This window comes from Hyphomicrobium methylovorum (assembly GCF_013626205.1).
Lineage (GTDB): Bacteria > Pseudomonadota > Alphaproteobacteria > Rhizobiales > Hyphomicrobiaceae > Hyphomicrobium_B > Hyphomicrobium_B methylovorum.
The window spans coordinates 1,390,321-1,414,520 of the sequence record NZ_QHJE01000001.1 but is presented as its reverse complement, the minus strand read 5'-3'; the positions used below and the strand labels follow the sequence as shown (position 1 = coordinate 1,414,520).

At 60.6% G+C, this 24,200-nt stretch carries 24 protein-coding genes; 16 read left to right on the top strand and 8 right to left on the bottom strand.

The genetic code is table 11. The annotated features are described in order from the left end of the window. Positions 1 to 18: 18 nt before the first annotated feature. Both rpe and hrpB read left to right on the top strand, forming a co-directional pair. Positions 19 to 690, top strand: coding sequence for a ribulose-phosphate 3-epimerase (rpe, locus tag DLM45_RS06930; RefSeq protein ID WP_181336441.1), 672 nt, complete (start codon positions 19 to 21; stop codon positions 688 to 690). A 29-nt stretch (positions 691 to 719) separates the two neighbouring features. Further along, positions 720 to 3,191 (top strand): ATP-dependent helicase HrpB, encoded by a 2,472-nt coding sequence (hrpB, locus tag DLM45_RS06925; RefSeq protein WP_181336440.1) that lies wholly within the window; start codon positions 720 to 722, stop codon positions 3,189 to 3,191. A gap of 7 nt (positions 3,192 to 3,198) precedes the next feature. On the opposite strand, the gene DLM45_RS06920 is transcribed toward hrpB, so the two are convergent. The 3 genes from DLM45_RS06920 to asnB are packed head-to-tail and all read right to left on the bottom strand — an operon-like array spanning position 3,199 to position 7,274. Next, positions 3,199 to 4,203 (bottom strand): NAD-dependent epimerase, encoded by a 1,005-nt coding sequence (locus DLM45_RS06920; RefSeq protein WP_181336439.1) that lies wholly within the window; start codon positions 4,201 to 4,203, stop codon positions 3,199 to 3,201. Positions 4,204 to 4,230: 27 nt separating this feature from the next. Continuing rightward, positions 4,231 to 5,361: a glycosyltransferase family 4 protein gene (locus DLM45_RS06915; RefSeq protein WP_181336438.1), complete on the bottom strand. Its 1,131-nt coding sequence runs from the start codon at positions 5,359 to 5,361 to the stop codon at positions 4,231 to 4,233. Continuing rightward, positions 5,358 to 7,274, bottom strand: a complete 1,917-nt coding sequence (gene asnB / locus DLM45_RS06910; RefSeq protein ID WP_181336437.1) for an asparagine synthase (glutamine-hydrolyzing) — start codon at positions 7,272 to 7,274, stop codon at positions 5,358 to 5,360. Before asnB ends, DLM45_RS06915 begins: the two co-directional genes overlap by 4 nt. A gap of 186 nt (positions 7,275 to 7,460) precedes the next feature. Here asnB and DLM45_RS16390 point away from each other — a divergent pair, with 186 nt between their 5' ends. The 3 genes from DLM45_RS16390 (at position 7,461) to DLM45_RS06895 (ending at position 10,238) form a co-directional block, all read left to right on the top strand. Next, positions 7,461 to 8,882: a DUF2793 domain-containing protein gene (locus DLM45_RS16390; protein ID WP_210269809.1), complete on the top strand. Its 1,422-nt coding sequence runs from the start codon at positions 7,461 to 7,463 to the stop codon at positions 8,880 to 8,882. Further along, positions 8,863 to 9,039 (top strand): hypothetical protein, encoded by a 177-nt coding sequence (locus DLM45_RS06900; protein WP_181336436.1) that lies wholly within the window; start codon positions 8,863 to 8,865, stop codon positions 9,037 to 9,039. Before DLM45_RS16390 ends, DLM45_RS06900 begins: the two co-directional genes overlap by 20 nt. Positions 9,040 to 9,566: 527 nt before the next feature. Then, a complete protein-coding gene (locus tag DLM45_RS06895; protein WP_181336435.1) occupies positions 9,567 to 10,238 on the top strand; it encodes a LuxR C-terminal-related transcriptional regulator in 672 nt (223 codons plus the stop codon). Positions 10,239 to 10,242: 4 nt separating this feature from the next. Here the strand turns inward: DLM45_RS06895 and DLM45_RS06890 are convergent, their stop codons facing one another. Together DLM45_RS06890 and DLM45_RS06885 are read right to left on the bottom strand one after the other, a co-directional pair. Continuing rightward, positions 10,243 to 11,604, bottom strand: coding sequence for an ATP-binding response regulator (locus tag DLM45_RS06890; protein WP_181336434.1), 1,362 nt, complete (start codon positions 11,602 to 11,604; stop codon positions 10,243 to 10,245). Between the two features lie 3 nt (positions 11,605 to 11,607). After that, entirely contained in the window at positions 11,608 to 12,774 is a 1,167-nt protein-coding gene (locus DLM45_RS06885) for an FIST N-terminal domain-containing protein (RefSeq protein WP_181336433.1), read from the bottom strand. Positions 12,775 to 13,011: 237 nt separating this feature from the next. Between DLM45_RS06885 and DLM45_RS06880 the strand changes: the two genes are divergently transcribed. Beyond that, the gene (locus DLM45_RS06880; RefSeq protein WP_181336432.1) at positions 13,012 to 14,247 is read left to right on the top strand and encodes a CBS domain-containing protein; all 1,236 of its coding nucleotides are present in this window, start codon (positions 13,012 to 13,014) and stop codon (positions 14,245 to 14,247) included. Positions 14,248 to 14,289: 42 nt separating this feature from the next. After that, positions 14,290 to 15,027 carry a lysozyme gene (locus DLM45_RS06875; protein WP_181336431.1) on the top strand — a complete coding sequence of 246 codons (738 nt, stop codon included), beginning with the start codon at positions 14,290 to 14,292 and terminating at the stop codon, positions 15,025 to 15,027. Between the two features lie 22 nt (positions 15,028 to 15,049). On the opposite strand, the gene DLM45_RS06870 is transcribed toward DLM45_RS06875, so the two are convergent. From DLM45_RS06870 to flgF, 3 genes are read right to left on the bottom strand one after another with little or no spacing between them, the layout of a single operon-like run. After that, positions 15,050 to 15,640: a hypothetical protein gene (locus DLM45_RS06870; protein WP_181336430.1), complete on the bottom strand. Its 591-nt coding sequence runs from the start codon at positions 15,638 to 15,640 to the stop codon at positions 15,050 to 15,052. A gap of 24 nt (positions 15,641 to 15,664) precedes the next feature. Next, on the bottom strand, positions 15,665 to 17,044 hold the full coding sequence (locus DLM45_RS06865; protein ID WP_181336429.1) for a FliI/YscN family ATPase: 1,380 nt from the start codon (positions 17,042 to 17,044) through the stop codon (positions 15,665 to 15,667). Positions 17,045 to 17,054: 10 nt separating this feature from the next. After that, positions 17,055 to 17,777, bottom strand: a complete 723-nt coding sequence (flgF, locus tag DLM45_RS06860) for a flagellar basal-body rod protein FlgF (protein WP_181336428.1) — start codon at positions 17,775 to 17,777, stop codon at positions 17,055 to 17,057. A gap of 177 nt (positions 17,778 to 17,954) precedes the next feature. Here flgF and motA point away from each other — a divergent pair, with 177 nt between their 5' ends. From motA to fliE, 9 genes are all read left to right on the top strand, one after another. Then, positions 17,955 to 18,842, top strand: coding sequence for a flagellar motor stator protein MotA (gene motA, locus DLM45_RS06855; protein ID WP_181336427.1), 888 nt, complete (start codon positions 17,955 to 17,957; stop codon positions 18,840 to 18,842). An 81-nt stretch (positions 18,843 to 18,923) separates the two neighbouring features. Then, positions 18,924 to 19,892 carry a FliM/FliN family flagellar motor switch protein gene (locus tag DLM45_RS06850; protein WP_343062251.1) on the top strand — a complete coding sequence of 323 codons (969 nt, stop codon included), beginning with the start codon at positions 18,924 to 18,926 and terminating at the stop codon, positions 19,890 to 19,892. Positions 19,893 to 20,111: 219 nt separating this feature from the next. Continuing rightward, positions 20,112 to 20,417, top strand: a complete 306-nt coding sequence (gene fliN, locus DLM45_RS06845; RefSeq protein WP_425485231.1) for a flagellar motor switch protein FliN — start codon at positions 20,112 to 20,114, stop codon at positions 20,415 to 20,417. A gap of 13 nt (positions 20,418 to 20,430) precedes the next feature. Continuing rightward, positions 20,431 to 21,435: a FliG C-terminal domain-containing protein gene (locus DLM45_RS06840; protein ID WP_181336425.1), complete on the top strand. Its 1,005-nt coding sequence runs from the start codon at positions 20,431 to 20,433 to the stop codon at positions 21,433 to 21,435. Between the two features lie 23 nt (positions 21,436 to 21,458). Then, the gene (gene flhB / locus DLM45_RS06835) at positions 21,459 to 22,544 is read left to right on the top strand and encodes an EscU/YscU/HrcU family type III secretion system export apparatus switch protein (RefSeq protein ID WP_181336424.1); all 1,086 of its coding nucleotides are present in this window, start codon (positions 21,459 to 21,461) and stop codon (positions 22,542 to 22,544) included. A 14-nt stretch (positions 22,545 to 22,558) separates the two neighbouring features. Further along, complete coding sequence (locus tag DLM45_RS06830; RefSeq protein ID WP_181336423.1) at positions 22,559 to 22,978, top strand: hypothetical protein; 420 nt, start codon at positions 22,559 to 22,561, stop codon at positions 22,976 to 22,978. Positions 22,979 to 23,072: 94 nt separating this feature from the next. Further along, on the top strand, positions 23,073 to 23,450 hold the full coding sequence (gene flgB, locus DLM45_RS06825) for a flagellar basal body rod protein FlgB (RefSeq protein WP_181336422.1): 378 nt from the start codon (positions 23,073 to 23,075) through the stop codon (positions 23,448 to 23,450). Positions 23,451 to 23,456: 6 nt separating this feature from the next. After that, positions 23,457 to 23,876, top strand: a complete 420-nt coding sequence (gene flgC / locus DLM45_RS06820; RefSeq protein ID WP_181336421.1) for a flagellar basal body rod protein FlgC — start codon at positions 23,457 to 23,459, stop codon at positions 23,874 to 23,876. Further along, positions 23,876 to 24,193, top strand: coding sequence for a flagellar hook-basal body complex protein FliE (fliE, locus tag DLM45_RS06815; protein ID WP_181336420.1), 318 nt, complete (start codon positions 23,876 to 23,878; stop codon positions 24,191 to 24,193). Before flgC ends, fliE begins: the two co-directional genes overlap by 1 nt. The last annotated feature ends 7 nt before the right edge of the window (positions 24,194 to 24,200 follow it).

Here is a 24,200-nt window from a genome sequence, read left to right as displayed (position 1 = left end):
TAAGATTGGAAGAAAATCGTGACGCGCCAAGTTATCATTGCTCCCTCGATCCTCTCGGCCGACTTCGGTAAGTTGAGCGACGAAATCCGTGCCGTAGACGCAGCCGGTGCCGACTGGATTCATTGCGACGTGATGGACGGGCACTTCGTTCCAAACATCACGTTCGGTGCGCCGGTCATCAAAGCGGTGCGCGGCGCGTCGAAGAAGATTTTCGATGTGCATCTGATGATCGCCCCGGCCGATCCGTATCTGGCAGACTTCGCCGCGGCGGGCGCGGACATCATCACGGTTCATGCCGAAGCCGGACCGCATCTCGATCGTTCGCTGCAAGCCATCCGCGCGCTGGGCAAGCGCGCCGGCGTTTCGCTCAATCCTTCGACGCCGGCTGCTGCAATCGAGCATGTTCTTGATCGCGTCGATCTCGTGCTCTTGATGACGGTCAATCCGGGGTTCGGCGGGCAATCGTTCATCACGTCCGTGGTCGACAAAGTGCGGCAGGTGAAGGCGCTTGTCGGCGACCGCCCGATCGACATCGAGATCGATGGCGGCATCACGCCGGAAACGGCGCCGCTCGTCATCAAGGCTGGCGCGAACGTGCTCGTCGCCGGTTCGGCCGTCTTCAAGGGCGGTTCACAGGCGAGCTACGCGGCAAACATCTCGGCTATTCGCACGGCGGCTGAGGCTGCCTGAGGCAAGCGTCGGCGCCAAGCTGGTGAGACATGGCTGAGCCAGTTATGTTTGCGCCATTACCGATCGACGCGGTGCTCGACGATGTCCGGAGCGCTTTGCGCGACTCCGGCACGGCCGTTCTTGTTGCAGCTCCGGGAGCGGGCAAGACGACGCGCGTTCCGCTGGCCCTTCTCGATGAACCCTGGCGCAAGTCCGGAAAAATCCTCGTCCTCGAGCCTCGCCGGATTGCTGCGCGCGCCGCGGCTGAACGCATGGCGAAGACGCTTGGCCAGCGTCTCGGATCGGATATCGGGCTGCGCGCGCGCCTCTCTTCGAAGACTGGTCCGCGCGTCGCCGTCGAGGTTGTGACGGAAGGCGTGTTCACGCGCATGATCCTCGACGATCCGGAGATGACCGGCGTCGCGGCAATCCTGTTCGACGAATTTCATGAACGTTCGCTAGATGCTGACCTCGGTCTTGCATTGGCGCTTGATGCGCGCGCCGCGCTGCGGCCGGACCTCCGCATCCTCGTTATGTCCGCAACGCTCGAAGCTGCGCGTGTGGCGAGCCTTCTGGGTGACGCGCCCGTCATTCAAAGCGAAGGCCGCGCCTTTCCCGTTGAGACGCGATACCTCGGCCGCGGAGACCGCGTCGATGATGCCGTCGCCGCCGCTGTACGCACGGCAATCGATCGCGAAACGGGTTCTGTGCTCGTCTTCTTGCCGGGCCAAGGAGAAATCACGCGCGTTGCAGCCCGGCTTGCAGACAGCATCACCTCGCGTGACATCGAAATCGTGCCGCTCTTCGGCGCACTCGATCCCGCCGCTCAGGATCGCGCCATTTCGCCTGCGCCACCCGGACGCCGAAAAATCGTTCTTGCAACGTCGATCGCCGAAACCTCGATCACGATCGATGGCGTGCGCGTCGTCATTGATAGCGGCTTGGCGCGCGTGCCGCGTTTCGAGCCGGATGTTGGGCTGACACGCCTTGAAACCGTGCGGGTATCGCGTGCATCGGCCGATCAGCGCCGCGGCCGAGCCGGACGCACGGAGCCGGGCGTTTGCTATCGCCTCTGGTCGGAACCTGAAACGCAAGGCCTTGTACCGTTCGCCGAGCCGGAAATTCGTGCCGCTGATTTGTCGGCGCTGCTACTGGATTGCGCCGAATGGGGAACGAAAGATCCGGCCACATTGCGTTGGCTCGATGCGCCGCCTGACGGTCCACTCAAAGCCGCCCGCGCCGCGCTCACTGCGATTGGCGCGCTCGATACGGAAGGCCACATCACGCCGGAAGGCCGTCGCTTGCGTGCGCTGCCGCTTCCTCCACGCTTGGCAAGGATGGTTCTCAAGGCTGGCGAGAGCGGCCACGCGCGTGAGGCGGCAGAACTCGCCGCCGTTCTTGTCGAGCGCGGCATCGGCGGCAATGACATCGACCTTGCCGTTCGTCTGGAACAGTTTCGTCGAGACCGGTCCCGTCGAGCGGAAGACATGCGTGGACTGGCGCAGCAGTGGGCGCGAACTGCAGAAGCGCCCGCCGCAACCGCACGAACCGCCGCGCCGTGGGTCGCGGCGTTACTCGCGCTCGCCTATCCGGAGCGCATCGCGAAGAATCGCGGTAAGCGCGGAAGCTTTCTGTTGGCCAATGGTCGCGCTGGAATTGTCGATACGGCGCACGCCCTTGCTGGAGCGCCGTATCTCGTCGCGGCCGAGCTTCAGGGCCGGGCCGCCGCAACGCGCATCGTCCTAGCTGTCGCAACTGACGAGAACGAGGTATGCGCTTTCGCGCAGAACCGGATCGAAGCGCGAGATGAATTGACGTTCGATCCGGCGCAACGGTCGGTCAAAGCGCGCAGCATTCGCCGTCTCGATGCGATCGAAATGCAAAGCGAGTCGCGTGCCGTTCGCGCCGATGAAGACGCATCCGTCGTATTGGCGAATGGAATTGCGAAGCTTGGCGTCTCGGTCCTGCCGTGGAACAAAGCGCAGCAGCAGATGCGCGCGCGACTGGCGTTTCTGCGGGCCGCCGATGAGACGTGGCCCGATCTATCCGACGCGGCGTTGGCGTCGAACATTCACGACTGGCTTACGCCGCATCTGACTGGCAGGTCGCGTCTCGCAGAGATTGATGCCGGAGTGCTCGATCAGGCGTTGTCGACGCTGCTTCCGTGGGCCTTGCGGCAGCGGCTTGATGCCGAAGCACCGACGCATTTTACCGCGCCAACTGGCAATAGCTTCGCGCTCGATTACGAAGGCGCGGGCGCTCCAGCGCTGCACATCCGCGTGCAAGAACTGTACGGACTGAAGCAGCATCCCGCAATCGCGCGTGGACGGTTGCCGCTGACGCTCAATCTTCTCTCGCCAGCGCATCGTCCGATTCAAATCACACGCGATCTGCCGGGATTCTGGTCAGGATCTTGGGCGGCCGTGCGCGCCGACATGCGCGGTCAGTATCCCAAACATGTCTGGCCGGATGACCCAGCGAACGCTGCGCCAACGGCTCGCGCGAAGCCGCGCGGCACATGAGCCAGCGTCATCCGTAGTAGGAACGATACCAGTCTGTGAAGCGCGTGATGCCGTCCTTCAGCGGTGTCGATGGCCGAAAACCCGTATCGCGTACGAGATCATCAATGTCGGCAAACGTCGCGGGAACGTCTCCAGGCTGCAGCGGCAAGAAAACTTTCTTCGCCTCGCGCCCAAGCGCACTTTCTATGGCGCCGATGAAATCGAGCAGCGCCACCGGCGCGTTGTTGCCGATGTTATAAACGCGGTACGGCGCGGACGAAGTAGCGGGGTCAGGAGTTTCCGACGACCACGATAGATTGGGGGCAGCATTGCGATCCGCAACGCGCAGAACGCCCTCGACGATATCGTCGATATAGGTGAAGTCGCGCGAGTGATGTCCATTGTTGAACACCTCAATCGGCTCACCGGCAAGAATTTTACGCGTGAATAAAAAGAGCGCCATGTCCGGCCGTCCCCACGGACCGTAGACCGTGAAGAAGCGCAGCGCCGTCACGGGCAGTCCGTAGAGATGGGCGTAGGCATGAGCTGAAAGTTCGTTCGCCTTCTTCGTCGCTGCATAGAGACTGAGCGGATGATCGACGTTGTCGTGTACGCTGAACGGCATCTTTGTGTTTGCGCCATACACCGAACTGGACGATGCGAGCACGAGATGCGCAACATTCGACCGGCGGCAACCTTCAAGTATGTTCTGCGTCCCGACGAGATTTGAATCGACATACGCATCCGGATTGATGCTGCCGTAGCGAACACCGGCCTGTGCAGCGAGATGAATGACTTTGTCCGGGCGATGAGCCTTGAAAAGGTGGGCCATCGCGTCGCGATCCGCAATGGTCTGCTGGAAGAACGTGAAAGCGTCGCGAGGGACCAGCCGCGCCAGACGCGCTTCCTTGAGTGCAGGATCGTAATAGTCGTTGACGTTATCGACGCCGACCACCTCGTCGCCGCGATCGAGCAGCCGCATGGCTGTGTGGTAGCCGATGAAACCGGCGGCGCCCGTCACCAGAAATTTCATGCAGCGCTCCTGAGGTGTCCGACGGTGTTAGGACAGCAGCTCGCGATAAACGTCAAGGGTCTGCGCCGCAATGCGTCGCGCATCGAATGAGGCCTGAGCGTCCGCATAGGCAGCATCTGCGAAAGCGGCGCGCTTTTCGGGATGCGCGAGCGCGTCGGCGAGCGCGTTGGCAAGAGCGTCGGCATTTCGGGGTGGAACCAGCCATCCAGCGCGGCCGCCTTGAACAAGATCGCGCACGCCGGGCACGTCTGTCGCCACGATTGCACGGCGTGCAGCTGCCGCCTCGATCAGAGATTTTGGCAGCCCCTCGCGATAATACGTCGGCAAGCAAACGACCGTCGCGGCTTCGAGCACGCGCGGCATGTCAGACCGGTGCCCCCAGATTTCGACATCGCCGTCCCTGCGCCAAGCCTCGATTTCGGAAGTCGTAACGGAGGTTGCGTTCTGAGGATCCGGCGCACCGACGAGCGCGAAGCGAGCCGCAACGCCACGCGATTTGAGGATCCGGGCAGCGGCTACGAATTCGCTGATGCCTTTGAGGTGCAAAAGCCGCGCAGGCAAAACGACAAGCGGCGGTCCGTCGGGTGGCGGCGCAACGTCGAACACCGCCATGTCAACGCCAGCGCCACGAATGAGCCGAATGTGCGCGGCGTCAGCGAGTCCGAGTGCCGTGAGCTCTTCTGCGTCATCACGATTCTGCACGATGACGCGCGTGTTGTTCCCGCGCAGCGCCGCACGGATGGCGTACTGGATGGGAAGCCGCTTCGCTCTCGCGATGAGCGAGCGTGACGCGAACGTCGTGCCGAGACCGGCGACAGCGTTCACGATGCCTTTGACGGGAAGTCCCCGAGCGGCAAGAGAACCAAGAACAACCGGCTTCAAGGCGACGTGATGGATGATGTCCGGCTGCTCGCTCTTGTAGAGACGGCGCAGTCGAGCAAGTTCCAACAAGCCGACGGCGGGACTCGTCGTTCCGCGATTGAGTTCGACCGGCAGCAGACGGAGGCCCGCGTCTCGTATCGGTGCCACATGAGCGTTGATGCGCGTCGCAACGGCGACGTCAAAGCCAGCGTCGCGCGCAGCGACGGCGAGATGCAGCCGATGCGAAACGAAATACCAGTCCTCAGTCACGACAAAGAGGAGCTTCGGCGCGCTCATGCTTGCCCACCGTGCTCAGTCTCGAGCCAGAGTTGAAACATGAGGACGGTCCATATCGCATGGGCGTTGCCCCGCCATCCACGTGAGAGCGCCAACCATGCGTGCGTTATGATGTCGGCATCGAAGAAGCCTTCGCGCTTCAGCCGCTCGGGCGTGAGCAATGCATCGGCCCAAGGTCTCAACGGCCCTTGCAGCCATTCGCTAAGCGGAACGGAGAAGCCCTGCTTCGGCCGCTCGAAAAGGGCCCGCGGAACATGTCGCGCCAGAAGCTCGCGCGTGATCCATTTCGATTGGCCATCACGGCGCAAAATCGAAAGCGGCAGACCGAACGAGAACTCTACAAGGCGATGATCGAGAAACGGCATCCGCGTTTCGAGGCTGACAGCCATTGCTGCGCGATCAACCTTAGCGAGGATGTCATCCGGCAGATAACCCGTGAGATCAGCCAGCATCATGCCGCGGACGGGATCGCCGTCGCTGATCTCATCTCCGGCGCGCGGCCAAAAATGTTCGGTCACGCCGAGTACCGCGCTCGGACTGTCTGGCCATTGCATCGTCGCGTTGGAATAAACCTCGTCGGCCGTGCGCGCGGAGAGAACATTCGCAATCTTTTTACCGCGCTCGGCGAAGCGAGAACCGCCCGCGCTCATCGCTGCGAGCGGGATGCGCTGCAATCCAAGCGCCGTTACGCGTCGCGCAGCATGCGGAATGCGGCTTAGCGTGGGCCAATAGCGATCGGCGAACCGGTATCGATCATAGCCCGAGAAAACTTCGTCACCCCCGTCACCCGACAGCGCCACGGTTACGTCGGCGCGCGCCATCCGGCTGACGAGATACGTCGGAATTTGTGAGGCGTCTGCGAAAGGCTCCGAGTAAATTCCTGAGAGTTTTGGGATCGTGTCGAGCATCTCGCGGTTTGTTACAGTGAGGCTCGTATGCTCGGTGCCGAGATGCTGCGCAACGGCAGCCGCATTCTGCGCTTCGTCGTAAGACGCGTCTTCGAAACCGATCGTGAATGTTTTAACCGGGCGCGACGAGAGTCGCTGCATCGTCGCGGTCACGAGAGTGGAATCGATCCCGCCGGAAAGAAACGCGCCGAGAGGAACATCGGAAATCATCTGGGATTCAACGGCCCGCGCAAACAACCGTTCTGCTTCGGCAAGGGCATCATCGGCGCTGCCATCAAAGGGTATGCGCCGTGCGTCGTCCATTTTGTCTTGCGCACGCCAGTACTGCGCGAAATTTTGAACCGTCCCGCCGCTGGAAATGCCGAGCATAGCGCCGGGCTGCAACTTCGATATTCCGCGATAGATCGAATGCGGTGCCGGGATGTAGCCGTGACGCAGAAGAAGCGCGACAGCATCGCGGGAAATGTCGTCCTGCCAGGAAACATGACGCCGTAACGCGCTGAGATCGGAACCGAACAGAAACGCGGCGCCCTGTTGGCCATAGTAGAGCGGCTTCTCACCAAGACGATCGCGCGCAAGTGTGAGGACGCGCGTATCGCGATCCCAGAGCGCGAGAGCAAACATGCCCGCGGACGCTTCGATCGCGCGCTGAATGCCCCACGCGTCGATTGCGGCAAGCAGAACTTCCGTATCGGACGATCCTCGCCACGCGGGCGCTGCTCCGCTGCGTTCAAGGTCGCGGCGAATATCGGCAAAGTTATAGATCTCGCCGTTGAACGCGATGATCCATCGACCCGATTGCGAAACCATCGGCTGGTGCCCGGCCGCGGAGACGTCGATGATGGAAAGGCGGCGATGCGCGACGGCAAAGCCCGCTTCAGCATCAATCCAGAGGCCGGACGAATCCGGTCCGCGGTGGCGGATAGCATCGTTCATGGCTTCGAGTTGCCGCACGGCATCCTCACGCGCGATGGCCGCGCCGATGAAGCCTGTGAACCCACACATCGCTGGAATGCCGTCCTTTCACTGCGCGCTGCCGCGAACGGGGGGACCGTGGCGCAAATCGCCGCCAGCGGCAAGCGGCAGAGACTGAGCGCCAAGCTTGCCGCGCGCTCAAAAACTTATCCCCGCCCTTGCGGCGGAGCGTATTTTGTCCGGGGAGAACGGATTGCTCGGAATTTTGTGAGAAAGATGACGGATACGCCGAACCTTGCCCTGCCCTATATCCTCGCCGCGCAGGCGCAGAAGCACGTAACCCATAACGAGGCGCTACGGGCGCTCGATTGCATCATCCAGCTTTCGGTTCTCGACCGAACGCTGACGAGCCCGCCCCCGTCACCGACGTCCGGTAGCCGCTATATCGTGGCGGCAGGCGGAAGCGGCGCGTGGGCCGGACGCGACGATCAAGTCGCGGCCTATCAAGACGGCGCTTGGGCCTACTTCACGCCGCGCGAAGGTTGGCTGGCCTGGGTCGCCGGAGAAAACAGTCTCCTCGTTTATGCGGCCGACACCTGGTCTGCGGTTCCCGGCGGCGGAGGCGAGGGCGGTGTGTCCGATCATGGTCTATTGAGCGGCCTCGGTGACGACGACCACGCGCAGTATCACAACAACGCGCGTGGCGACGCCCGCTATATGCCACTTGCGCCCGAGAATGTCGGGATCAACGCGACGGCCGACAGCACCAACCGCCTTGCGATCAAATCGGAAGCGAGCCTGTTCGACAACGAGGGCGCCGGTCATCAGCAAAAGATCAACAAGAAGTCGACGATCGACGCCGCAAGCCAGCTCTATCAAACGAATTACTCAGGCCGCGCAGAAATTGGTCTCACGGGCGATGACAACTTCCACTTCAAGGTGAGCGCGAACGGCTCGACTTGGAAGGACGCCATTCAGATTGACCGCTCGAGCGGTGTCGTCACCACGCCGTTTACGCCCACGCTGACGAAGCAGATTTTCTTGTCGTCCGGAACGTGGAGCAAACCTGCCGGATGCAAATTCATTAAAGCATCCATACAGGGTGGCGGCGGCGGCGGCGGAAGCTCTCAGCTAGCGTCGGCCTCCAACGGAGGTTGCGGTGGCGGCGGCGCGAGTGGCGGCCACGTCATCAAGTATCTCGACGTTACTTCGATATCATCGCTGACGGTAACCGTTGGCGCGGGCGGCACGGCAGGTGCTGCTGGCGTGGCCGGAAGCGGGGGCGGCACATCGGGCCTAGGACCGAGCCACACCTACGGCAAGGCCGATGGCGGTGGTGGAGGGAGCGGAACGGCGGCCGGCGCGAATGGAGTGTACACAGCCGGAGGTGGGCTGCCCGGCACGGCATCCAATGGTGATCTCAACAACGGCGGCAACGGCGGCGGCGCTGGTTTCATGGTCGCAACAAATCAGGGCCTCGGTGGAGAAGGCGGATCGTCATCGTTTGGCGGGGCGGCACGACCAAATCGATTGTTTTTTCCAACGGTTCCGTTTTGGCGGGCAGCGCAGCGACCGGTTACGGAAGCGGCGGCTCTGGCGGAATTTCCTGCACGTCGACATCCGAAGCAGTCGGCGGAGCTGGTGCTGCAGGCATTGTTGTCATCGAGGAGTTTTACTGATGCGCAAGACGATCATTGATGTTGCGACGGGAGACGTTGCGAACGTCGTCGAGCTTGCCGACGACGCTGCATGGGAACCAAGTGACGGGCAAGCCGTCGGCCACAATGGCGGCGAGATCGGCCAACGCTGGAACGGCGTGTCCTACGAGTGGATCGACCCACCGCTGAGTGACTAGCCGGGCAAACTCCACTCATGGCCGTGCGGGTACGTCTTATGCCGTAAGGTCCAACGCGTGATCGGTCGACGCCATGGCCCTTGCTTTACAGGTTTGCGTGCCTGGGGTTCGCAGTGGACTTACGCCAATGCCGCCGACTGCCGATGAGCATGGACCCGATGCGAGATCATTCGCGGTGCTTTGGCGGTGGTTGATTCTCGCCGGACCGAATTTCCTTGCTGGCAGGCGGAGCGCAGCACATCGTTAATGTCACAAATGCTTTTCGTCAGACGGGATATAATGGCCGCCGCGTTCTCTCGCGCGGGGAGCGATCAATCGACTGAGCCGAATTTGCCCTTCAGAAACGGACTCTTCACTCGGTTCGTGCCCACTCCCGCCAAACGCATTACGACCAAAGTCGGATTTGGCCTGACAGTCTTCAGTGCCATTCAAGAAGTTGATAAGTGACTCGCGGCTACATCGCGGTCATCCGCGGCAAACTGCCCCGTCGGAGACTACGACGTAAGTCGGTCTGGAGGTTCTGAATATTGTCTGCGCCAGCCCGAATTTTGATCGTCGATGACCACCCGCTTTTCGTCGAGGCCTTGCAAAGAGCAATACTCGGCATCTTCCCCGGTACCGTCACTCGCGAAGCTGTATCGATCGCCGCCGCAAAAACGGTGCTTGCCGCCGAACCGATGTTCGACGTGCTCTTGCTTGATTTAGCATTGCCAGGAACGCGCAGCTTTGAAGGATTGTTGGAGCTTCGATCGCTTCATCCCAGTGTTCCGATCGTCGTCGTGTCGGCGTACGAAGACCCGCGCATCGTGCACGATGTGATGCGATATGGCGCGGCGGGCTTCATTTCAAAATCGGCGGATCGTGCAGAGATCGCTGCAGCGTTGAAAGACGTCATGGATGGATCGCTGACTTTGCCGAAAGGCTACAGGCCGCCGGAAGCGCCGGAAGCATCCGAAGGTCGCGGCGATCTGGCAGATCGCCTCAAAGCGTTGACGCCGAAGCAGTTGAGCGTGCTGAGGATGCTCAGGCAGGGTCTCCTGAACAAGCAGATCGCGCACGAACTTCAGATCGAGGAAACGACCGTCAAGGCGCACGTCTCCGAGATTCTGCGCAAACTCGGCGTATCTTCACGCACGCAAGCGGTGATCGAAGTCCAGCGCATCGATTTTGAATCGATCATCGGCGAAAATCACCTTTAGCCGTTCACGCGAGCAGATGCTGCATAAGCGCGCGAAGCTCGGCAGGCCGCACCGGCTTGTAAAGAAGCTCGCAATTGTGCTCGCGTGCCGCCTCTGCGGTGACGCTGTTCCGGTCGGCAGTGATGAGGATCGCGGGGATCTCAGCCCCTAGGCCTTCGCGAATAGCCGTGACGGCCTCAATGCCGAGCACGCTCTCATCCAGGTGATAGTCTGCGAGAATGATCGCTGGAGAGAAGCTGGGATCATTGAGAATTTCAGCCACGTCATCCAGATCGCGCGCAACCCGAACGTCAGCGCCCCATCGCGATAACAGCATCTGCATCGCGCTGAGCACCCCAAGATCGTTGTCGATCACAATGAGGGGCTTTGCGACGAGGTTGGTGGTGATCATGGGTTCGAGCACATCGGTCGGCTCGGCTTTTGTGCTGGATGCGAAAGGCGCCATGATCGCGAAGTGCGATCCGCGGCCCACGCGGGAGTTCAGCGTCAAAGTATGCTCAAGCGCATCCGCCATACGCCGCACGATGGCGAGACCGAGACCGAAGCCAGTGCCGCCTGCACGCTCTGATGCAGCACCCCGGTGGAACTCGTCAAAAATCCGTTCTTGCTCCTGAAGCGAGATGCCGGGTCCTGTGTCCCACACTTCGATTGCAACCCGGTCGCCGCGCCGACGTGCGGCGAGAAGCACGCTACCCTTCTCAGTGTAATGCACCGCGTTTGCGAGCAGGTTTTGTATGATGCGGCTGAGCATCTGCGGATCCGACCGCACGTTGAGGTCCGTCTGGCGGCATCGGACATCGAGTTTCTTTCGCCGGGCAATCGGTGCCAGGCTGCAAGACAACTGTTCGAAAATCAGGCTAAGCGGCACCGTCTGGATATTCGGGACGAATACGCCCGCTTCGAGCTTCGAAATGTCGAGGATGCTTGTCAGGAGTTCTTCGATCGAGACGAGCGCGCCCGATATGTTGGTTGCGAGTTGCTTAGTGTCATTCGCGTCCTTGGCGTTTTCCAGTTCGGAAAGCATGAGTCGCGCGGCGTGCAGCGGTTGCAGCAGATCGTGTCCGACAGCGGTGAAGAAACGCGTCTTGAAAAGATTGGCGCGCTCGGCCGTATCGCGCGCTTCGCTGAGTTCGAGGTTGGCATGCGCAAGTTTCGTCAGCGCGTTGTTGAGCTCTTCCGTGCGAATGCGGATCTGCGCTTCCTGATTGATCGCGGTCTGAAAAAGCGTGAAGGCGTTCGCCTGCTGATCCATTGACCGCTCGACGCGCTTCATCAGTGCGTCGTTGATCTTGCGTAGTTTATCGACGGTCCGACCAACGTCGGCCGGGTTCATTTGGTTGTTGTCAGATGTGTCTTGGTTCGCCATGGCCTAAGCCGGCTTGTCCATCGTCGTCGCAAACGCAATCCCGGTCAGTGTCTGGTTGAGATGCATCGCGTTGAACTGCTCGCCATAAGTATGAAAACCAGCAACTCCGAACCGCTGATATAGTTCTTCGACCTTGTAGCGCACCTGTCGACTTTCGGCGTCCAGACGCCGCAGAATGCAGTCGAAGCCTAAAACAAAATCGGTTCCGCCGAGTAGCGCATTGACATTCTCGAGAGCTTCGAGCGTCGTGCTCAGCATATCACGCGGACGCGCGACAGTGAAAACAAGACCTTCGTCGATGGCACAGTAGAATGAGAGACTTTGGTCTGGGTTCACGGCACGAATGCAGCGGCAATAATAGTTGCCGCCAACCTTCACGACGAGCGGATATGAAGCGAAGGTATAGGGCGACAAATCCTCGAGCGATAATCCAATAGCGTTGGCGTACTCGCGCGCTGCGGGTTCCGCGTTGAGTTCGTGCACGATGCGATTTTCGGTATCGGCAGCTGTAACGACGAGCTTGACAGGCGTCGGCTCGAAATTCTGCGTTTTGAAAATGCGAATCGGAAGCGCAGCCTCGACGATGAAAAAGATAGCGCCGCGCTGAACGACGCGGCCGCGATGAATGAGAATGGTGTTGCGAAATTCGAGCCCGTCGCCCGCCGATCCGCCGACAAGCTCGATGCCGTCAAGCGATAGATCGATCGCTGAGGTCAGCGTTTCCTCGGCGTTCGACAATCCGTCGACGAGGATAAGCGCGAACATGTGTTCCTTCGCCGCCCGCGTCGCTCCTGTGATCATCTGAATGCGAAGCCGGCGAGCGATTTCCGATGCGCGCTCCACGCCGCCCTTATCGATATCCGGGATGACTTCGCTCATGACGCGAAAGCCGGACTCGGGAAACGCGATCAGAACGATGCCGCCCTGAATCAGTCCGAGGGGGCCGATTTCGCCGCAGGTACTGCAACCCGATATCGTCGAGTCGGGGAAGCTCTGCTTCATCGCGTCGATGAGAACCGCCGGATCGTGGTTGCTCGAAAAAAATACGATGATGTGCTGAAGGATGACGCCCGCAAGCTCGGAGCGCGCCGCGGCAACGGCTTCCCGTGTCGCAAGGGTACTGGCGACCACACGGATACCGCAGGCAGCGATGGTGGATTTGGTAGCCATAGGAACCTTGGTCTGTAAGGTGCAGCGTGAGCGCCTCGATCGAAAGTGCCATAGGGGGCGTGGGCGAGGCAATGCTGCACCGCGATGAAAAGCGGGGGCGTGGTCAATTTCAGGCTGGTTACGGACTCGTGAACCAATTCAACGGCATCGGCCTTGCGGGCTTTACGTCGCGTTGGCCCGGCGGTTGGGAAAGACTACGTAGCGGGCTACGACTTTCGTGTGGGTGAAGGGCGGTAGATGGCTCTCCAAGTCATCATTATTCGAGCCGACGGCGCGCTCGCCGAGATTGAAGATATCCGGCGCAAAGCCTTTGCACAGGCTTTCGCGGAATCGGGCTTCGACTGGGCATGTGATCGTGAAGGTTTCGCGTTGACGGCCAAGCTGATCGATGCCGAAGCCCGTATGGCGCATTACGTCCGCTCGATGCTGCGCGGGCGGCCGGAAACCGAAGATTTCGCTGTGTTGATGCGCACGATGTATCGGCGCGCGTCAAAGGTGTTCAGCGAGTTGCTGGCGAGTGCCGCGGTAGATCCGCGCCCCGGCATACGTGATCTCGTTGTCGTTGCTCGCCAGGAAGGCATTCGTCTCGCGCTCGCTTCGCTTCTCAATCGTTGCGATACCGACCGTCTCGTGAGATCCGCATTCGGCGAATTCGGACGAAATGCATTTGACGTGGTCGTCACCAACGATACCGGGGGCAATGATGCGTGCGCCCGGGTCTATCGGGAAATGCGCGACGCCGTCGGGACTGAGCCGGACAACTGTCTGCTGATCGAGGCCGCATCGTTCAGCGCCGAAGCTGGTAAGGCGGCGGGGTTTCCAGTGATCACAACGCGGTGCGCGCACTGTCGCGATACGCCCGCATTGAGTTCCGGAAGCTGCATCGTCGCCGATATCGCAAGCCTTATTGCCCGACCCGATCGTGATCGTCTCGATCCGATGACCTCTGAAGACCGCGCCGATTTAATGGCGGCAGTATATCGCCTTCATGCCCGCAAAGCCGAAGGGCCAGCGGATGCAGATTGGAGTGAAGACATGCGCGTAGCCGACATTTTGAAATCCAAAGGCGGCGCATCCGTGAAAGCTATTGCCGCCGATGCCACAGTGCAGGCGCTTGCGCGTAGTTTTCGGATGGAAGACGTTGGCGCCATGCTCGTTCTCGATTCCGAAGGCAGATTGCAGGGCATCGTGTCGGAGCGCGATTTGGCGCGCGGCATCGATCAGTTCGGCATTGAGCTCCCGGCGAAGCACGTGTCCGACCTTATGACGCGAGCTGTCGTGACCTGCGCGCCCGGCGATCGGGTCTCCGTCGTTGCCAACGTCATGACGGAGCGCCGCTTCCGCCATTTGCCGGTCGTCGTGAACGGCAAGGTCGTTGGCATTGTCAGCATCGGTGACGTTCTGAAGAGCCGCGTAGACGAAATACAACTCGAAGCGAGCGTGCTCAGGGATGTGGCGCGCGCCCGGCGTTAGCATCATCAGTTTGCTGCAAGGTGCCGCTGGCAGACTTGCGCCATGCTGGATTCAAATTATCTCGACGCTATCAAGAAATTCGAAGGCTACGCCTCCAAAGCGACCTGGGATTACGCCCAGCACAGCAATGGGTATGGCACGCGAGCGGCCTTTCCCGGCGAAGTGATCGACAAGGCGGAGGCGGAGCGCCGGTTTGCCGGAGAAATTCGCAAGGCCGCTGAGTTCGTCGAATCCGTTGCCCCCGATCTCGATTCCGGCAGCAAGGCCGCGCTGACCTCGTTGACCTACAACGCTGGCCGGACGTGGGCGACGAGCGGCCTCGGCGATGCAATCGCGAGTGGCGACATGGACAAGGCGCGGTCCTTGTTCCTGCAATATAATAAGGCGGGCGGCTCGACACTCGATGGCCTCGTTCAACGCAGGCTTCAGGAAGTCGCTTGGTTCGGTGAAGGTCAGCAAGCGGCGGCGCCGTTCACCACCGCCATGGCCGAACAACCATCAGCCGTGTCTGCGGCATCGACGACGAAGTCTGTCGAAGCGCCGACTGCTGGCGCAGTCGTTCCACCCGAACCTTCCGTCGCACAGCGCGCCGTCGCAAATCAGGCGCCGATGGCAGGCTCGCTATTGGCGCCGGAAGATCAGGCTGCATCACGCGCGTTCTCGCGAGCTGCAGGTGATCCGGTTCTCATGTCGTTGTTGGAGCAGCTCGGCAAAGCACACGCCGCGCGTAAAGAGCCCGACGCCGAGCGCCAGCGCGATACGAAGCAGACGGCCGTCTGATCCCGCCGCGCTTCGCTAAGTCTTAGTGCAGGAGCCAACCGCCAATCAGAAAGCCGAACCAAAGCGTGCCAACCGCAACGCCTGCGATCCTGAGGGTCGAAATCCCGCTTAGGTAAGCGAGAACCCCACCGCCGCGACGCGCGCTTACCGATGCGTCTTGCCGGACCGGCTGCCCTGCTGCCATCGCAGCGGAGCGTTGGATGAAGCTCGCAAGATCGCCCGAGACAAGCGGAGAAACACCGGGAAGCCGCGCCTGCTCGGCAAACCCAAGCATCTCGTGCCGCACGCCATCGTCAGCCGACACAAAACCGTTTTCGGCATAGCGTTGCGTCACGCGGCGCGAGGGATCCGCATTCCCCGCTAAGGCAGCGATTTGCTTTTCGCCGCTTCCTGCAACGTTGGCGATTTTAGCATCTGACGCTTCAAGCTGATCTTCCAGCAGCGTCATCAAAACCGCGGCCGTTGTTTTTCCATCGTGGGCGAGCGGCGGCGCAGCAGCGGTTGGCGCCTGGTGCACGAGGGGAGCGTCGCGTTTCACCATCAGATTGCGTTCGCCCTGCAGCAACGCGCTGTTGTAAAGCAGTTTGCCAATGGCTTCAGGGCCAGTGGTCATCTGTTGCGACCCTCAAACGCCAAGCTAGCGCGGCTGCTGCGTCCCGTTACGGGAGCCGCCAGGCAGCATCTGCGACAGGAACGAAAACACATCCGCAACGGGCGGCTCGTCCAGACTCTGCTTCAGCCCGTCGTAAAGCCTCGGCACGATCTCCATGGCCTGATCGAGCGTGATATCGCTGCCGGGCTTGTAGCCGCCGATCGCGCGGAGATCGCGTGTATCTTCAAAACGCGAAACCAGTTCGATAAGCAGCGTCGCGAATTGCGCCTGTTGTTTCGTTCGGATCTTCGGCGCAAGGCGGGATAGCGATACGAGTGGATCGACGGCGGGCAGTCGCCCCTGGCTTGCGATCGCCCGATCGAGAACGATATGGCCGTCAAGAATGCCGCGCGTCGCATCGGCAATCGGATCGTTATGGTCGTCGCCATCGATCAGAACGGAAAGGATCGCCGTAATCGTGCCCGCGCCTTCTTCGCCTGTGCCAGCTCGCTCCAGCAACTTCGGCAACGCGCTGAACACACTCGGCGGATACCCGCGCGCAACGGGTGGCTCGTCGGCAGCCAGCGCCAGTTCACGCATCGAGTGAGCGTAACGCGTAAGTGAATCGATGATGAGCAGAACGTTCTTGCCCTGATCGCGGAAATACTCCGCGATGGCCATGGCGGAGACGGGAGCAAGTCGCCGCATCATCGGGCTTTCGTCCGACGTAGCGACCACGGAAATAACCTGAGACCGTGTTTCTCCGAGCGTATCCTCGAGAAAATCGCGAACTTCGCGGCTGCGCTCGCCGACCAGCGCAAGCACCGTCATGTCGGCCGATGGCGCGCGGCTGAGCATCGCAAGCAGGGTCGATTTGCCGACGCCCGACCCCGCAAAGATGCCAATTCTCTGCCCCGCGCATATCGGCGTAAAGAGATCGATCGCTTTGACGCCGGTGGTCAGCGGAGCGCCGAGTCGGCTGCGCCGCATAGCGCTGGGCGGGCTGCCTTGAATAGGAACCGCGCGATCGCCCTGAAGCAGCGGCTCGCCATCATCGATGGGCCTGCCGAGAGCATCAAGCGTTCTTCCAAGCCATGTTTCATGCGGGAACAGCGTCATCTGCCCCGACATCGCCGTCACGCACGCGTTCAGTTCGATCCGATGGTCTGCAACGAAGGGCGTGACGTTGATCGTGTTGGCGTCGATACTCGCCACTTCGCCCAGAACCGGGCCGCCGACGCCAGCAATTGAAACCGCGTCACCAATCGAAACGAATTTCGATAAACCCGTTACGACGATGAAACTCGTGCTAATGCGCGAGACACGTCCCGAGACGCGATGCGCGGGCCGCCGTATCGCCGCAAGCGACACCAGAGCATCGAGGCGGTCGAATGGCGTTCGTTCTGTGGCGGCTTCACCCGTCACGTGTCACCCGTCATGATCCGGCAATCGTCCGTAGCGAATCCTTCAGCGAGGATTCGGTGTTGTTCAACACCGTGCTTACGGCGTCGAAACTGCGTTGCAGCGATATGAGATGCGTCATTTCCATCATCGCATTGACGTTCGACTTCTCGACATAGCCCTGAACCACGCCGCTGTTGACGAAGTCGATTTCCGGAACGGGCGGAACATTCGAGGTGACCGAAGCGCCGTTTGCGCGCATCAGCTTGGCATCGCGCGGCATTCGGTAAAGGCCGAGCGCGCCGAGATTATTGCCATCCTGCTCAACGGTTCCAGCCTTGTTGATGACAGGCGGGCCGCCTTCCGGATCGAGCTGCAGCGGAGAGCCACCGGCGTCGAGAAAAGGATCGCCAGCCAGCGTCATCAGCATGCCTTCCTTGCTGATTTGCATCCGACCATCGCGCGTGTAGGCCGTGCCAGTCGGCGTCCGGATGGACAGCCACGCATCGCCGCGCACCGCAATATCGAGCGGGTTCTTCGTCTGCATCAGCTCTCCGGCTTGCGTCGAAAGGTGGTTTTCGCCCTTCGAAACGAAGCTGACGCCTTTCCCCGAGCCGGTCTGAACCAGTTCCTCGAAGGAAAGCTGTTCGGCGCGGAATCCGCTCGTGTTTGCGTTGGCGACGTTATTGGCGACGGTGTCGAGCCGTTTCTGCAGGGCAAGCTGTGCCGAAAGACCAACGTAGATGTTCGACTGCATGTGCCGCGCCCCATAGCAGGTAGGGCCGGTCGCGTCCGGCCAGCATGATTGCTTGCCCCAGCGTACGGGCACGAACTTGTGGCAGGCTGACGCTAGGAGGCAGCCCGGCCGTGGGGCAAGCCCGGCGCAAGGCGAAGCGCAGTTAAGTTACGGTCGCTGAGTGATAGGGATTCCGTCGTGACCATACTCCTGGGTTTTTTCATCACCCTGGCTTGCATGCTCGGTGGCTTCACCATGATGGGCGGCCACGTCACGGTGATTTGGCAGCCCTGGGAGTACGTCATCATCTGCGGCGCGGCGTTCGGCACGTTCGTCGTCGCCAATCCCATGAAGACCATCAAGGACTGCGGCTCGGCCACCGTCGAAGCCTTCCGCAACGATGTGCCGACCCAGGAAGAGCACATCGAGCTGTTGTCGCTGTTGTTTTTCATGATGCGCGAGCTGCGCGATAAATCGCGCGCCGAAATGGAAATGATCATCGACGCGCCGCAAGAATCCGAAGTTTTCAAACGCTCTCCGAGCGTCACCGAGCACGAAGATCTAACCACCTTCATCTGCGATTATTTCCGCCTCATCATCATGGGGAACGCGCGCACGCACGAAATCGAATCCTTGATGGACGAGGAAATCGAAACCGCGCGTCACGACAAGTTGAAGGCCTATCACGCTCTCGTCGCCGTCGGAGACGGCCTGCCCGCACTCGGCATCGTCGCCGCGGTTCTGGGTGTCGTGAAAGCGATGGGAGCGATCGATCAGGCGCCAGAAATCCTCGGCGGCCTTATCGCATCGGCGCTCGTTGGCACGTTCGCGGGCATCTTTTTCTCTTACGCTGTGGTGGGTCCGCTCGCGACGAAGGTCAAGATCGTGCGCGAAAAGCGCCTCCGGTCATACGTGATCGTCAAGCAATCGCTTCTGGCATTCATGAACGGCGCGATGCCGCAAGTTGCCATCGAGCACGGACGCAAGGCCATCTCCGCCTACGAGCGCCCGACCATCAACGACGTCGAAGCGGCAACCATCAGCGGCGGCAGCCGGGCACCAAGCGAAAGCAGGAAGGCCGCGTGATGCCGTTCTCGGCTGAAGTAGCAGAGCTTGGAAAACGGGGCTTCGCAACGGGGCGTAAGAGCCTGGACTGCGAGATGCCCTGTGCATAGCGATCGTCCAGCCCGCACGGCCGTCGCACAAAAGACGCTCGAGCGCGCGCTATCCGCCGGACACAATCGCCCGGACCGTCTGCCTGGTTTGCAGATGATTTTCGGGCAGTTGCCGCGCATTCTCGTTGAAGACATCAGTGCCATCGCCCTTCAGCCGGTCAAGGTGCAGTTGCTCGATCTCGGGCCGTCGACGCTGGGTGAAATGTGTACGTTGTCACCGGGCACGCTTGCCGCCGTCGTACGAACGGAACGCTGGCGCAGCTGGCTTTACTTCATGGCCGACCCGGTCGCCACGACACTCTTTGTCGAAGCAGCGTCCGGCGCAGAAGCTCTTCCGCCGTCGGGTTTCCTGCCGCGCAAACCGACGAAAACCGACGCCAATATTATGCGCGTCTTCTTCCGGCGCCTTGCACGCTGCCTGTCGAGCGCCTTCTCGCTTCTTGTCGATGTGAACTTCGAGGTCCGCTCCGTCGTCGATGAGATCGAGATGGAGCCGAACCTCAGCACGTCCTCGACTGTGATCGTTGCGCGCCTTGGCATCGAGTTCCCCGGCCACATGGCGATCATCAACATCGTCATTCCTCAAGCGGCGTTCGAACCCGTGCGCGACGTGCTCTCCGCGCCTGTCCAGAACGATCCGGCGGGCAGCCCAATGCCGCAGCAGAAATCGCGCGGCGATTCCGAATGGTCGAAGCAACTCTCCGAAGAAATAGCGCGCTCCTTCATTGACCTGAACGGAGTCTTGGAGGAACGCACGATCTCGCTTGGCGAGGTTCAGAAATTCGCAGTCGGATCGATCGTGGAATTGACGAGCACCACGCTGTCGCGCGTGCGCCTCGACGCCGATGAAATACCGCTGTTCTGGTGCGATCTCGGCAAGCGCGACAAGGCGCTGATCCTGCGCGTCGAAGACGATTTCGACAAAAGCCGGGAAGGGATCGATGAATTTTACGGCCTCTGAAGCGGCGGGCCACAAGGCTGCGGCAGGGTTCGTCTGTAAGGATCACGAATCGGAGGCCTGCCGAGCGAAGGCCGAACCCAGCAAAGGCACGATACAATGACGGCGAGTTCAGAGAACGAATCGGAGCACGGGGCCGAAGCTACGGCAGCTGATTTCGATCAGGCTCTCGCTGGAATGACGGCCGCCGCGTACGAGGAAAACGAGAAGTCGGCCTTCGGCATGATGTCGGAAACTTCGGATGAAATGTCCGGTCAGAACGGCGCTGGCGACAACAGCGCGATGATCATGGGCCTTCCCGTCATGATGAAAGTCGTGCTCGGCTCCGCGAAAATGCCGGTCGCGACACTTGCGAAGCTCGCAAAGGGCTCTGTCGTCAAACTCGATAAGACCGTCGGCGATCCGGTAGACATTCTGGTCAACGGCCGCTTGATCGCGCGCGGCGAGGTCGTCGTGCTCAACGAAGCCCCATCGCGCTTTGGCGTTGTCCTGACCGAAGTGGGCAACCTCACCCCAGCCGTGAAGTAGGCGGACGCGGACGATGTCGCTCAGAGACGCCGACCCACAGGAGGCTGGACTGTCACGACCGCTTACAGGGCCGGAGAAAGTCGGCGTGCTGCTTCTGGCTCTTGGTAAGGAGCGCGCCAGCAGTCTTTTGAAAAATTTCAATCCGGAAGAGCTGAACATGATTGTTCGCTCGACCGAGGTAATGCCGACGATCTCGGCCGCGGATCTCGAAGACATCGTCGAAGAGTTCGAAGGTCAGCTTGGCCTCGGAACGCCGTTTGTCGGCCGCCCGGAAGACGTCAAGCGGCTGGTTACCGATGTCATCACCGAAAACAAGTCGGCGGATGTCGGCACCGGCTTCGAAGTGCATCAGGATGTGTGGACGCGGCTTGCGGCCCTGCCCGACGATACGCTCGACGCTCACCTTCGCAATCAGTCGCCCCAAGTGGCGGCATTCTACCTCGATCGCCTTGGAAGCGAACGCGCTTCAAGCATTCTGAGAAATTTCTCGCCGGTCGAACGCAACAACATGCTCGGGCGCATCCTCGGTCTCGGCCAGGTTTCGCCGCAGATTGTCGAAGCCCTCGAAGCCTCATTGCATGAGGAGCTTTTCGATCACGATCACAGTTCGACCGATAAGCACCTCGCGATGGCGGGGATCCTGAACAACATGGATAAGGACGCCGTAACCGAGGCGTTGGAATTTCTGGCGTCGACGAAGCCGAAAGACGCCGAAGCCATTCGCAAGATGCTCTTCAAGTTCGAAGATCTCATCCGCCTATCCGCCAAGGCGATGACGGTGCTGATGGACGGCATCCCGGTGGAGCGGACCGTTATCGCGCTACAGGGCGCTGACTCAAGTCTTCAAAATCAGGTGCTAGGGGCGCTTTCGCCGAGGGCACGCCGCATGGCCGAGGCCGAACTTCAAAGCCCCGCCAACGTCGCGCCGCGCGATATCGCCGACGCGCGCCGCACGATCGTCGATACGGTTCTGCGACTTTCGTCCGAAGGCACAATTGAGATCCCCGACGCCGGCTAGGCTGAGGTTGACAGGATCGCATCGTGGCCGAAGGTCAGGACCAACACAGCAAAACAGAAGAAGCAACCGACAAGAAAATGTCGGACGCGCGCAACGACGGCAATGTGCCGACGTCGCGAGAACTACAGAATTTCACGTATTTGCTGGCCGCGTTGCTCGTTATTGCAGTGTTAGGGCAGGCGTTCGCGCGCCATCTCAGCAGTCTGCTCACAGGGCTGCTCGCCAATGCGGGTTCGGTGCGCCTCGAGAACGGCAGCGACGTCATCATGCTCTTCAGCGTCGTTGGAAAATCCGCGGCAGGCGTTGCGGCGCCTATTCTCCTGGCATTTGGCGCAGCAGGTGTTCTCGCGTCTGTCTTACAGAACCCACCCGTTCCAATCTTCAAGCGCATCGAGCCGCAGATGTCCCGCCTCTCGCCCTCGAAAGGCTTGAAGCGTCTATTCAGCATGTCCGGGTCGGTGGAGTTTTTGAAGCTGACGTTGCGGCTCATCGTCGTCGCCGCCACGAGCGTCATGATCCTGATGCACATGTGGCACGACTTCACGAATGCGATCTGGAGCGACCCGTTTGCAATTCTCACGCTCTCGCAAAAGAGTGTGGTGGCCCTGCTCATTTCGCTGGCGTTGCTGTCGTTCGTGCTGGTCGTGTTTGATCTGCCTGTTGCGCACATTATATGGCGCCGCCAGTTGCGTATGGCGCCGCAGGAAATCAAGGACGAGCGCAAGCAAAGTGAAGGCGACCCGCTCTTGAAGGCGCGCCGCTTGTCAATCGCGCGGTCGCGTTCCCGTCAGCGGATGATGCAGGGCGTTTCGAAGGCAACGGTCGTCATCGCCAACCCCACGCATTTCGCCGTTGCGCTGCGTTATGTGCGTTCCGAGGGAGGTGCGCCGCGCGTCGTGGCCAAGGGACAAGACCTCATTGCGCTGACGATCCGGCGCATCGCTGAAGAAAATTCTATTCCCGTGGTGGAAGACAAGGCTCTCGCAAGGTCCCTCTATGCAAAAGTGGAAGTGGATCAAATGATCCCGGTTGAGTTCTACCGCGCGCTCGCAGAGATCCTAATTCGTCTGCAATCGCGCCGCCCTCGCCCGAATACCGTACGTACCTAAGAGGATGCCGGTCGATGATGCAATTTCGCATTGATCATTCCGCGGTTCGCGAAAAAATTCTTGGCGACAGCATTCGCAGCGTCGCCTCCGATCTCCGCTTGATCGACCTTCCCGATCTCGTGAGCTATCTGAAGAGCGGACAGATATCGAGCGTCAACGCGCTCGTGCAGGCGTCGATCGAGCTCTCCTTCAAACCGGAGACGTTGGCCTTCGGTAGTTCGGGAGACGTCTACCTCGAATGGGACTCCCACCCGCGCGTCTCCTTCGACATGGAATTTCACCACGAAGCGATCCACGTCTATTTCCGCTTGATGCTGGCTGCCGAGGAAGCGGGCGTCGAGATCACCTACATCTCGTTTGAAGGCGAATCACTCGGACCAGCTCACAACACACAGCGCCTGCATGCAGCGCTGCACGGCGCCCGTTTGAACTGACGCGCCCGCCCGATTCCCCATTTTCTGAGCCAGTTGTCCAGTCCGACGCAAGCGTGCGCGTGCACAACGAAATTGCACTATTGGGGATCGTTCTATGCAGCCGCTGCAACTATTCGACCTGGCGTTCCGCCAAAACGAGTGGCTCGCACAGCGCCAGTCCGTCATCGCTTCGAATATCGCGAACGCCAATACGCCCGGATACAAGGCGCGCGAGATTCAGGGCTTCGACGACGAGATGGCGAAGGCCACGGCGATGGTGACGACCAATGCCGGTCACATCGCGCCGGGAAACAACGGAACGGTGTCCGCAAACGAATCGAATTCGCAAGACGCGGACGTGTTCGTGTCGGGCAACGACGTCACGCTCGAGCAGGAATTTCTGAAGTCCGGTGAAGTGATGCGCGGCTATTCGATGAATACGCAAATCCTGAAATCGTTCAGCCGCATGCTGATGTCCGTCACGAAGGGGTAGCGCCTCATGGCTGATCCATTAATCGCATCTGCAAAAGCAGCAGCGCACGGCCTGTCCGCGCAATCGGCGCGTATGCGGGTTGTGTCGGAGAACATTGCCAACTCGTCGAGCACGGGCAAGACGCCCGGCGCAGATCCCTATCAGCGCAAAACGATCAGCTTCCAGAGCGTGATGGACGAGTCCGTCGGCGCCGACATGGTCCAAGTCGACGAGATTTCTCGCGATAAGACGCCGTACGAACTCGAATTCAAGCCGAGCGATCCAGCCGCAAACGAGCAGGGATACGTCAAGAAGCCGAACGTCGATCTGCTCGTGGAGCTTGCCGACATGCGTGAAGCGTCGCGCTCCTACACGGCGAACACGCAAGTCATCAAGCAGGTGCGTGAACTCGTTTCCATGACCATTGATCTGATGAGGCCGTCGTAATGAGCTTGCCGATCGCAATGGTCTCCCCGGAAATCGGTGGCATCGGCGGCGTCGTCCGAACGGTGCCCACAGCCAAGCCGGCCGGTGTTCCGGAGCCAGGGTCGGATTTCGCGCAAACGATGGCTGCGATGGCAGCCGACGCGATCACGACGATCAAAGCTGGCGAGGCAACAGCCACCGCCGGAATTAAGGGGCAGGCGTCCGTGCAGCAGGTCGTGCAGGCCGTCATGCAAGCGGAGCAAACGCTGCAGACCGTCGTTGCGGTCCGCGACAAGGTCGTGAGCGCCTATCTTGAAATCAGCAGAATGCAGATCTGAGGGCTAA